Source organism: Kitasatospora sp. NPDC004723 (genome assembly GCF_040609255.1).
GTDB lineage: Bacteria > Actinomycetota > Actinomycetes > Streptomycetales > Streptomycetaceae > Kitasatospora.
Genome location: NZ_JBEXJT010000012.1, coordinates 40,910 through 52,468, shown reverse-complemented (window position 1 = coordinate 52,468; position 11,559 = coordinate 40,910). Strand labels below are relative to the sequence as shown.

The 11,559-nt window shown below is 73.5% G+C and carries 5 protein-coding genes; 1 reads left to right on the top strand and 4 read right to left on the bottom strand.

Annotated features, from left to right (window positions below):
* Positions 1-136: 136 nt before the first annotated feature.
* From ABZW10_RS15155 to ABZW10_RS15145, 3 genes are all read right to left on the bottom strand, one after another.
* On the bottom strand, positions 137-613 hold the full coding sequence (locus ABZW10_RS15155; protein ID WP_355364533.1) for a hypothetical protein: 477 nt from the start codon (positions 611-613) through the stop codon (positions 137-139).
* Between the two features lie 44 nt (positions 614-657).
* Positions 658-2,595: a CocE/NonD family hydrolase gene (locus tag ABZW10_RS15150; RefSeq protein ID WP_355364530.1), complete on the bottom strand. Its 1,938-nt coding sequence runs from the start codon at positions 2,593-2,595 to the stop codon at positions 658-660.
* 139 nt (positions 2,596-2,734) lie between these two features.
* Complete coding sequence (locus ABZW10_RS15145; RefSeq protein WP_355364527.1) at positions 2,735-3,667, bottom strand: hydrolase; 933 nt, start codon at positions 3,665-3,667, stop codon at positions 2,735-2,737.
* 308 nt (positions 3,668-3,975) lie between these two features.
* Between ABZW10_RS15145 and ABZW10_RS15140 the strand changes: the two genes are divergently transcribed.
* Positions 3,976-5,079, top strand: coding sequence for a HoxN/HupN/NixA family nickel/cobalt transporter (locus ABZW10_RS15140; RefSeq protein ID WP_355364524.1), 1,104 nt, complete (start codon positions 3,976-3,978; stop codon positions 5,077-5,079).
* 87 nt (positions 5,080-5,166) lie between these two features.
* Here the strand turns inward: ABZW10_RS15140 and ABZW10_RS15135 are convergent, their stop codons facing one another.
* A complete protein-coding gene (locus ABZW10_RS15135) occupies positions 5,167-11,400 on the bottom strand; it encodes a DNRLRE domain-containing protein (RefSeq protein ID WP_355364521.1) in 6,234 nt (2,077 codons plus the stop codon).
* Positions 11,401-11,559 lie beyond the last annotated feature (159 nt).

Here is an 11,559-nt window from a genome sequence, read left to right as displayed (position 1 = left end):
AGTATGCCGAACGGGGGCACCATGGCCGGTGCCCGCGTAGGTGATCCGGGCTATCCGGTCCAGACTGCCGACCAGATACCGGATCGGCCCGCCGCCTCGACCGGCGGCGGTGCCGCGCGGTCGCCGCGCTTCGGGCTCACTCGGGTACTCCGGGCCGGGGCACGAGCCCGAGGTCGCCGTCGGGCTCACGGGCCAGGACGGCGTACAGGGCCGGGTCCGCGTGCACTTCGGCCGTGTGCCGCCACTGAGTGAGGAGCAGGGCGATCGGGGCGAGGTTGTCGAGGGCGACCGCGCCACGGGCGACGTCCACCAGTTCGCCGATGAGCTCGGCCACGTCCTCGTCGGGCAGGAACGTCACCCACGGCAGCGCTTCGGGCAGTGCGGCACGGAGAGCGGCGACGTTCCCGGTCCGTACCAGTCCGCCGAGCAGACGGGACGTGAAGTCGACGACGGTGGCGTCCTGTTCCAACTGGTCGACACGCATCAGCGCGAGATCGCCGGCGTCACGGCGGCGGAGTCTCAGCGCACGCACGGCGTCGAGTCGGCTGGTGGTGGCAGCGGGCCGGTGGAGCAACTCGCTGAAGGGGATCTCCTCGTAGGCCGCAGTCGACATCCACAGTATTTGGATGTCGGTTCGGCGCGGGCGATCAGGCCGGCTCAGCGGGGGATGCGGTGGTGCCACTCCTTGGTGAAGACGACGTTGCCGGCTTCCTCGGCGCGGAGCTGGGTGCGGGCGAGGAGGTGGGTGGGGTCGCAGCGGAGTTCGGTGCGGGTGTGGACGGTGACGTCCCAGCCGAGGGCGGGGCGTTCCAGGCGCACGGTGCGGTCGGTGCGGGCCAGGGCGCTGAGCGGGGTGGCGGTGAGGACGCGGTAGGCGGTGACGGTCTGTTCGGCGCGGACCAGGCCGTCGGGGTGGGTGCGGGTGCCGTCGGTGGCCGGGGAGAGTTCGGTGCGCCATTCGCGGCGGCCGATGTCGTGGACGGTGACGCGCTCGGGGCGGGCCGTGAGCGGTTCGGTGAGGTGGAGCGGGGGCGGCAGGGGGAGGGTGGGGGAGCGGAAGGTGAGGTCGTCGGCGTGCCGGGCGGGGTGGTGCACGGGGACGGTGAGGGTGGAGCGGGAGGGGTCGAGCGCGAAGCCGGCCGGTTCGGGGCCGGGCCAGATCCACGGCCAGTAGGTGGAGGAGAGGGCGAGCCGGAGCCGGTGTCCGGTCGGAACGGTGGCGCCGGTCGGGGCGAGCTCCACGACGACGGCGTCGGCGGCCACGGAGTCGTCGTGGCTGTCGGCCGGGCCGGCGAGGGCGCGGATGCCGCGGGTGAGCAGGGTCGAGGTGCCGTCGGGGGCGACGGCGCACAGACGGGCGGCGATCAGCGCGGGGCCGGCGGCCGGGGGACGAAGGTGCAGGGCCAGCGACGGGGCGCCGAGCAGGTCCAGTGGCTCGGGCAGCGCGCGGGAGTCGAAGCAGACCGAGCGGCCGTCCTCCTCGCGCTGGTCGGGCGGCTGGTCGGCGGGGCGGCCGAGCGGGACGTGGGCGCCGGCGTCGAGGCCGGTGTGCTGCGGCGAGTGGACGTGCACCCAGCGGTCCTCGGAGGCGGTGCCGGCGGTGCGCAGCGGGCCGTCCAGGCCGTAGTGGACCTCGCGGAGCCCGGGCGGGGGCCAGGGGTCGTCGCCGGACCAGTGGCCGGCGCGCCAGCTGCGCAGGGTGGGGGCGGCGAGGGCGCCGGCGTCGATGTCGCGCAGCCAGTGGTCGTACCAGCGCAGTGCCTCGGGGAGGAGTTCGTCGGGCAGGCCGTGCGGCCAGGGGCCGAGGACGGCGCGCACCGCGGGGCCGGCGGCGGGGCCGGCGCCGGCCCCGCCGCCGGCAGCGGCGAGGGCGAGGACGGTGGCGGCGGACGGGTCGGACCAGCCGGCGACGGCCAGGGTGGGGACGGCGGCGGCCGGTGCGTCGGGGGACGGGGCGGCGAGCCAGTCGGCCAGCGGTGGTTCGAGGGCGTCGAGCCGGGCCAGCCACATCGCCCGCCAGTCGTCGCCGACGTACTGCGGGTCCGGTGGGCGGGCCGCGTCGGCGAGCCGGTCGGTGGCGCGGGTGTGGCCGTCGGCGGCGAGGACGGCGCCGCCGAGGCGGTGCGGGCCGTCGGGGCAGACGACGACCGCGGCGTGCACGGCGCCGGGGGCGAGCGCGGCCAGACGCAGGGCGGTGTCCCCGGCGGCGCCGGTGCCGAGCAGGCCGACCCGGCCGCTGCACCAGGGCCGGGCGGCGAGCCAGCGGACGACCTCGGCGCCGTCGGCGGCCGAACCGTCAGCGGCGGCCCGGCCGTCCGTGGTGGCCGGACCGTCGGCGACCGGGGCGACGCCGCCGGAGTTGCCGTGGCCCCGGGCGTCGACCCGGACGGCGGCGTGGCCGTGGCCGGCGATCCAGGGGAGGCGGCGGGCGTCGTCGGTGGCGGTCCAGTCGGTGAGACGGCCGGTGGAGTACTCCAGTACGACGGGGACGGGCTCGTCGGTCACCGGGCGCCAGAGGCGGGCGAACAGTTCGGTGCCGTCGGGGAGGGGGACGCGCAGGTCCTCGCGGGTGGTGCGGTAGGGGTACGAGGGCATGGCCGCTCCATCGGGTCCCGGTCGGTGCGCACGGCCGTGGCTCACGGCAGGCCGGTGCGGATCATTCCGACAGTAGGGGAGGAAGCGGGCGCGCGCCCGGCGAGCGGACGGCCGGGCGCGCGGGAGGCGGCAGGGGCCGTCAGGCCTTGCTCAGCCAGGCGGTGGCGTTGAGGGCGAGGGCGGCGTTGGTGCCGGCCGGGTCGTTCCAGCCGTTGAACAGGTTGTTGCCCGGCTGGCCGGTGCCGTCGTCGGCGGGCGAGCTGTCGCCCCAGGCGGCGACCCGGCCGGAACCGTAGCCGCTGGTGAGGAAGAAGGCGCCGGTGTTCGCGGAGTAGCCGGTGCGGTAGACGATGCCCTTGACCTTGGGGTTGTCGGCCGGCTTGAGGGTGAAGGTGGTGCCGGAGCGCAGGATCGAGCCGGTGACGGTGCCGAACGGGCCGTGCAGCACCGGGTCGGCGGCGTCGTTGACGGCGCGCGGGTTGTCGGTGGAGATGTTGGCGATGTCCACCGAGAAGCCGAACGGGTCGTTGTTGTTCACGCCGTTGTTCGTCAGCAGGTCGTTGATGATCGCCGGGGAGTCCCAGCCGTCGTTGTTGCGGTCGCTCTGGTTGTGGTCGGAGATCAGGAAGAGCCCGCCGCCGTTCTGCACGAAGCGGATGATCGCGGACTTCTCCGGGGCCGACAGCCGGATGTTCGGCTCGGGCAGCACGAAGGTGTCGAAGTTGGCGAGGTCGAGCGCGGCGCCGGTGCCGTAGCTGATGGTGGAGCCGGCCGGGAGGGTCTTGAGGCTGTACTGGCCGGTCTTCTGCAGGGCGACGCCCCAGGCGGAGAGCGCGCCGGTCCAGCTCTTCTCGGTGGTGGGGTTGGCGTTCTGGACGAGCGGGTCGGGCTGGGCGGTGGAGATGATCCAGTCGGCGTTGCCGGCGGTCTCGCCCTTGCTGTTGTCGAACAGGACGCGGTGGGGGAGCGCGGTGGTCGCGGCGGAGGCCGGGGCGGGGGCGCCGAGGGTGGCCAGGCCGGTGGCGAGCAGGGCGGACGCGGCCAGCGCGGCGGCGGGTCGAAGGTTCATCATGTGCCGTCCCTCCAGAGGGGGTTGGGGTTCGGGGCAGTTGAGTATCCGCGCGTAGAACGGCGCTCGCGGGGCACTCCGGGTTACCGCTACTTGTACGGTGCATGACGATCTCGGCGCGGCGGTCCCGCTCCCTGGCCGGCGGTCCCGCTCCCTGGCCGGCGGTGCCGCGAGCCCGTTCGACCGCTATCCGGTGACCAGGTTGTAATTGCGAATGACTTGCAACTATTTGCGACAAGAAGGAAAGATGGCCCAGCTCCGAGGGCCGGACAGGACCCCGGAGCTCCGACGGCCTCATGAAAGGACCCCCGATGACCGGCCCCCGCTGGCGCGATCGGCTCACCCGTGAGGAGTGGATCCGCCTCGCAGGAATGGGCGGCTTCATCCTCGCCCTGCACGTGATCGGCTGGTTCACCCTGCTCGCGCTCGTCGCGCCCGAGCACTACGACGTCGGCGGCCAGGTCTTCGGCGCCGGCATGGGCCTCACCGCGTACACCCTCGGCATGCGGCACGCCTTCGACGCCGACCACATCGCCGCCATCGACAACACCACCCGCAAGCTGATGGGCCAGGGCAAGCGGCCGCTGTCGGTCGGCTTCTGGTTCTCGCTCGGCCACTCGTCGATCGTCTTCGGCCTCTGCGCGCTGCTGGCCTTCGGCATCCGCTCGCTCGCCGGGCAGATCGAGACGGACGACTCCACCCTGCACGAGACCACCGGCCTGATCGGCGTCGCCGTCTCCGGCACCTTCCTGCTCGCCCTCGGTCTGATCAACCTGGGCGCGTTCAACGGCATCCTCAAGGTCTTCCGGCGGATGCGCGAGGGCGAGTTCGACGAGGCCGAGCTGGAGGCGCAGCTGGAGAAGCGCGGCTTCATGAACCGCATCCTCGGCCGGGTGACCAAGGCCGTGACCAAGCCCTGGCACATGTACCCGGTCGGTCTCCTGTTCGGCCTGGGCTTCGACACCGCCACCGAGGTGTCGCTGCTGGTGCTGGCCGGCGGCGCGGCGGCGTTCCAGCTGCCGTGGTACGCGCTGCTGGTGCTGCCGATCCTGTTCGCCGCCGGCATGAGCCTGCTGGACACCATCGACGGCTCGTTCATGAACTTCGCCTACGAGTGGGCGTTCTCCAAGCCGGTCCGCAAGATCTACTACAACCTGACCGTCACCGGCCTGTCCGTCCTGGTTGCCCTGGTCATCGGCTCGATCGAGCTGATCGGGCTGCTCGGCGAGAAGCTCGACATCACCAGCGGGCCGGTCGCCTGGATCGGCGAGCTGAACCTCGACCTCGTCGGTTACGCCATCGTCGGCCTCTTCGTGCTCACCTGGGCGGCGGCGATCGCCTACTGGAAGTTCGGCAACGTCGAGGAGAAGTGGTCGGCCGGGCTCACCGCCGCGGCCGCCGAGAAGGGCGAGTAGCACCACCCGGCGACCTCGGAGCCGAACGCGGGAGGCCCGCCCGACCTGGTGGTCGGGCGGGCCTCCTTGCTCAGCCGGGTGTCCGGGTCAGCAGCTGGTCGTCCAGGACCGCACGCCCGGGAAGGGCAGCGAGTTCCAGCCGGCCGCGCCGATCGCGATCGCCAGGCACCGGTGGTTGTAGTACGCCTTCGAGGCCATGTGCTGCACGTAGCCGGAGTAGGCGCCCGCCGCGAGGGCGAAGCCCGCGCCGACCGGTCCGAGCAGGCCCACGCCGACCCAGATCGGGCCGTAGACGTAGTGGGCGTTGCGGCCGATCTTCCCGGTGTACGCGCGGTTGAAGTAGAAGGTGAGCTGCGCCAGGTACTTCAGGCCGCGCCAGCCGATGTGCGCCTCCAGGTGCGCCCAGAGGCGGCCCCAGGAGTAGTAGCGGGTCTTCGACCAGCTCCAGCGCCCGTCCAGGTCGAAGGAGTTCACCGGGTCGGTCGGGTAGGTGTAGGCGTTGGCGTTGCCGCCCGGGACCGGGTCGGCCTGCAGGAACCGGCCGAGGCCCGGGTCGTACAGCCGGGAGCCCATCAGGACGACGCCGCTGGCGGTGGAGGAGTCGCGCTGCTCGCCGCCGACCCAGCCGTAGCCGGTCACCGGGTCGCCGAGGCTGACGCCGTACTCGTCGAAGGCCCGCACGCTCAGCGCCTGGGCCGGGTCCAGCGGCAGCTGGACGGACACGTCGCCGTGCAGGTTGGTGAGCTGCAGGACGGTGCCGTCGGTGGCACCGGTGATGGCGCCGAGCGTGCCGCCGAGGTCGGTCACGCTGCGGGCGACCGCGCCGTTGCCGGCCTTGGACCAGCTGGGGCTGTCGCAGGCGCAGCCGTAGTGGTTCAGGCTGGTGGCCGTGGTGCTCCAGGTGCCGTCGCCGGCCTGGGTCTCGGTGCTGCGGGAGGCCAGCCGGCCGGCCGCGTCCAGCGCCCAGGTGTTGCGCTGGGTGCCCGAGGTCTCGGTGCGGACCAGGTCGTTGGCGTAGTAGCCGAACTGGGCGCCCCTGGGGTGCGTGGTGGTGCGGCCGAAGGCGTCGTACCCGGCGCCCTTCAGCCGGTCGGCCGCGTCGTACTGCGAGCCCACCGTGCTGCTGGTGGAGTCGACGGTGGCCGGGTCGCAGTCCTCCTTGGTGGTGGTCAGCGCGGTCCGGTTGCTGTTCTTGTCGAAGGTGTAGGCGCGGGTGGTGCAGCCGTCCAGGGACTTGTCGGCGGCCTTGGTGAGGCGGCCGGAGGCGTCGTAGCCGAAGACCGACTCGGTGCTGGCGCCGGCGGTCAGCGCGTGCCCGGCCTGCTGGCCGTGGACGGTGAAGTCGGCGTAGTCGGCCAGGACGACGGTGCCGTCGGCGGCGGTGTAGACCTTGCCGGTGAGGGTGCCCTGGGTGTCGTAGCTGTTGGTGAGGACGTAGCCGCCGGGCAGGGTCTGCCGGGTGAGCTTGCCCTCGGAGTCGTACTCGGCGGTCATGGTGCCCGCCACCGAGTCGGTGAGCGACTGCGGCCGGCCGTAGCCGTCGTAGCCCGTGGTGGTGGTGGACGGGGCCGAGTCGGCGCGCTTGACCGGGCGGTCGGCGACGTCGTACTCGGTGGTGGTGACGCTGCCGGCGCCGTCGTCGTAGCCGATGACGCGGCCGAGCCGGTCGAACGTCGTCCGCACGGTGGCGGTGCCGTTGGCGGTGCCGACGACCCGGCCGGTGGCGGCGTCGTAGGCGGTGGTGGTGTCCGGCACCGCGGTGCCGGTGCCGCCGGTCACCGCGACCTTGGTGGTGCGGCCGGCCGCGTCGGTGGTCGTGGTGGTGGTGCGGGTGACGCCGTTGGCGGTCTCCCGGACCACGGCCGGGCGGCCGTAGCGGTCGTACTCGGTGGTGCTGGTCGGGATCTCCGCCGGGTTGGCGCCGGCGTCGCCCGCCGCGGCGGCCGGGCCGGTGGAGCAGGGCAGGTCGGCCCACTCCGGGCGGCCGGCGCAGGCACCGGTGCCGGTGGCGGACCAGTAGGTGGTGACGGTGGTGCCGACGTCGGTGCCGTTCGACTTGGGCAGCGAGGTCTTGACGGCCCGGCCCTGGGCGTCGTACGCGACGGTCTTGGTGAGCTTCAGGCCCGCCGGGTCCTCGGTGGTCTGGGTGGCCAGGCCCTTGGCCCAGTCGTAGGCGGTGGCGGTGGTCCGGACGTCGGCGTCGGCGGCGTAGCCGTCGATGCGCGCGCCGATGGTGGCGGTGGTGGGCTCGTTGCTGACCGCGGCGTCGGCCGGACGGCCCTCGTCGTAGGCGGTCGCGGTGTGGGTGCGGGCCGGGACCTCGTCGCCGGCCGGGCGGGCCGGGCTGGCGCCGGAGGCGGCCAGGTCGTGCTCCAGGGTGACCAGGTGCAGCGGGCCGAACTCGTCGGTCTGCCGCTCGCCGTCCGCCGAGTAGACGGTCAGGGTGGACAGCGCCTGGGCGCGGTCGGCGGTGGTGGCCTTGTCGAGGCCGAGCGCGCGCAGCTTCGCCAGGCCCTCGGCGGAGGTGGACAGAGCGAGCGCCCGGTTCTCCGCGGTCAGCTTGCGCACCGCGTTGCCGTAGGCGTCGTACTCGGTGGTGGTGACGCCGCCCGCGGAGGCGGTGTTGACCTCGCGGCCGGAGGCGTTGGTGTACGTGATGCCCGCCTTGGCGAAGTCGCCCGAGCCGAGCAGTCGCCCGTTGTGGCTGGCCGGCGGCGCGTCGGCGGGGAAGATCGCGGTGGCGTCGGTGGGCGCATTGGTCTGGCCCCAGGCGGCGACGTCCGCGGTGCCCAGCTTGTACGGGGCGTTGGCGCCGCTCAGCGGCACGTCGTAGACCAGGTTGGTGGCGGCGGTGCCGTTCGCCACGTCGGCGCTGCCCTGCTGGAGGGACGGCCGGGAGGCCGCCAGCAGCATGCCCTCACCGGCGGTGGCGGCGTTGCCGGCCTTGCCGTAGGTGAAGGTCCAGGCGAACTCGCCGGGCGGCGTCAGGGTGATCACCCGGCCGGCCGCGTCGTAGCTGTACGCGGTCTTCAGCGCGGGGCTGATCCGCGGGTCCCATTCCTCGCGCAGGCGGGTCATGTCGTCGTAGCGGTACTCGGCGACGGCGACCGGGGTGGCCGCGGTGGCACCGGGCAGGTTGGACCAGAGCCGGACCTGCTTCACCTGGCCGGCCACGTCGCCGAGTGCGGCGGTGGTGGCGGTGGTGGCGTCGGCGTAGACGTACTCCAGGACCCGGCAGCCGTTGGCGGCGGGGTTGGCGGCGCAGGTGGAGTTGGCGACGGCCGTGGTCGGCGCGACGACGAACTTCGGGCGGGCCAGGGTCTTCCCGCCGGTCACGACCTTCTCCGAGACCACGGTGGTGGTGGAGTTGTCGGTGGCCGTCGAGGAGGTGGTGACCTGCCAGGTGGTGGCGGCCGGGTCGACCTTGGCGAAGGTCGTGGTGGCGCCGTTGGTGCTCTTCAGGGTGAAGGTGCCGGTGAGCGCGCCGGTCAGGGTGAGGGTCTCCGCACCGGGCTCGGGCTTCCAGCCGCCGCCCGTGGTGGCGGTGAAGCCGGTCTCGTGGCCGGTGGCGTCGACGATGGACACCGAGGTGGGCGAGGTCTGCCGGACGTACGCCCAGTCCGAGGAGGTGAGCTCGGCCATGGTGCCGGCGCTCCACTGCGGGCCGAAGATGGCCGCCTGGCCCTCCTGCGCGGCGCCGTTCTCGGGGTGCCGGGAGGAGAAGGTGCGGCCGGTGCTCAGGCCGAAGGCGGAGGCGTCGGTCGCGCTGAGGGTGTAGTCACCGGTGAGGGTGTTGACCCGGCCCGGGCCGACCTCGGCGTCCGGCGCGTTGCCGCCGTTGCGGTCGACGGTGATGGTGTTGGGCTCCGAGGCGTCGGTGCCGGTGCCGACGGTGAAGACCGCGCGGACGTCGACCGGGCCGTCGGTGGCCAGGGTGTCGGTGATGTTCCAGGTCAGCGGCGCGGGCTTGCCGCCGGTGACCGCGAACGGCCAGGCGGCGACGGCGCCGCCGGCGGCGGTGGTGACGTTGGCGACCGGGATGTCGCTCCAGGCGGCCGTCTCACCGCGGCGGTACTGGTAGCGCACGCCGGTCGAGGTGGTCTGGCCCTCGGCGGCCAGCGTGGTGCGGCGGGCCGGGCGCTCGCCGGCGCCGGGCGAGGTGAGGGCCGCGCCCTTGCCCGCGTTGAACACGTAGGAGGTGTCCGCGGAGACGTTGCCGGCCGCGTCGCGGGTGTGCGCGGTGACGGTGTGCTGGCCGCCCTTGAAACCGAGCGCCGCGGTCACCGGCGTGCCGGTGGTCGCGACGGTCACCCAGGTGCCGCCGTCCAGCCGGTACTGGATGTCCTTCACGTCGCTGCTCGGCGGGGTGAAGGTGAAGGTGCCGGTGAAGTTGCCGGAGGCGTCCGGGGTACCGGCCCACTGGCCGGCCGGGAAGTCGCCGGAGGAGACGGCGGTGGCCGCCGGGGCGGTGGTGTCGACCGTGAAGGTGCGGAAGCCGGACCAGGGGCTGTAGGCGGTGCCGTCCCAGGAGCGGGAGCGCCACTTGTAGGCGCCGGCCGGCAGCGCGGTGCCCGGGGTCCAGGTGAAGGTGGAGCCGGAGGCCGCCATGGCGGTGCGGCCGGACTGCAGCGCGGCGGTGCCGGCGGACGTCCAGACCTCGAAGTCCAGGGCGATGTTGCCGCCGTCGGGGTCGGTCGCCTTGGCCGACAGGGTCGGCGTGGAGTCGCCGGTCACCGCGGCGTTCGCCGGGGAGACCAGGGTGGAGACGGCCGGCGCGGTGTTGTAGGTCACCGACAGGTAGGGCGTGTTGGAGGCCGCGTTGCCGGAGTTGAACTTCTTCCAGCCGTACGGGTCGGTCTCGTCGGTGGCCCGGATGCCCAGCGTGTTGTTGGCGTTGCCGTTGCCGGCCCAGGCCTGCACCAGCGAGGTGATGTCGGTGTTGGTCCAGCCGGCGGCGCAGGAGCTGGAGTAGCCCTTGGTCGCCGTGGTGGTGGCCCACTTGCGGTTCCAGCCGGGCTGGGCCGTCCAGCGGGTGGCGGTGGTCGCCGTGCCGGTGTCCCAGACCTCCCAGCTCTTGGCGGTGCAGGACCAGGAGTGGAACTCCCACAGGTTGAGCTTGGCGGCGGTGACCTGCTTGCCGCTGATGGCGGCCATCGGGAACTGCAGGAAGGAGCGCGCCACCTGGCTGGAGCCGTTGTTGCCCAGCTTCAGCTCGGTCTGGGAGGAGACGTCGGTGCCGTAGCCCTCCTGGACGAACGTGTCGAAGCCGACGCCGATGTTGACCGCCGGGTCGACGGTGACCGGGTAGCGGGTCTCCGGGTCGTTGAGGAAGGCCGCGTCCGGGGTGAGCGTGAGGTCGACGGCGTTGCCGTTCTGGGTGACCTTCAGGGCGACCGGGGCGGTGCGGGTGTGGTCGCCGCTGCGCTCGTCGACCTGTGCGTCCCACATCACCGGCGCGGGCAGGTGGCCCTTCTCCTCGCCGGTCTTCGGGTCGAGGAAGGAGACCGAGTTGTCCGCGTTGTGGCGGGCCTGCAGGCCGGCCGCGTCCAGGGTCATCGTGACGGTGCCGTTGGCGCCGACCGCCGTGCGGTCCTTGAGTTCCAGGAACTGCTCGAAGCCGGTCCGGGTGGACTCGATGACGAGGTCGGTGGCGGTGAGCGCGTTCTCGTAGCGGGCCTTGGTGCCGTCCACCTTGGGGGCGGGCAGGGTACCGCGCCAGGACAGCGACATGGCGGTGCCGTTGCCGTTGTCCAAGGAGACCAGCGGGACGGCCGGGGCCTGCCGGTCGCCGGCGGGGGCACCGGCGGCCTTGAACTTGGAGGCGGCGGCGGCCGGGGTGGCGCCGGCCAGCTTGAGGCCGAGCGGGTGGCCCTTGGCCTTGACGGAGCCGTCGGGCTGCTGGGCCAGGTCCACGTCGATCGGCTGGAGCCTGCCGGAGCCGTCCTTGTACCGGACCGGGCCGGTGGCCATGTCGAGGGTGGTGGTGCCGTCCGGGTTGATCCAGGTGGTGGTGGACTCGGTGCGCTCGCCGACCACCTCGATCCGGCGGTTCTCCAGCCGGGCCTTGAGGTGGGCGGAGGCGATGTCCGCGGCCTCGGCGGCGCCGAGCGCCCGGGCGGTGTCGGGCGCGGCGGGCCTGTCCGCGCCGAGGGCGAAGGACTGGCCGCTCGTCAGGGCGACGACGGCGGCCTCGGCGGCCAGGACCACGGCGAGTGCGACCGCGGTGTTGCGCAGGACGCCGTTGCGGCGGCGTGCCGCGGGGGCGGCTGGCACGCCGTCCCCGGCGCGGGGCCGGGGTGGGGTGCCGGTCGGGTGTGACATGGGGCTCCTCGACGGTCTTGGTTGAGCGGGGGGTTCGTTCTCGACGGCGGCATGCGCCCGCACACGCGGGCAGGGCGCGGCAGGGCGAGGCAGGGCAGGGCGGACCCGCAGACCGGGCCGCACGGAGACCTGTGATTGGGCATGCGCATGTCAGTAACG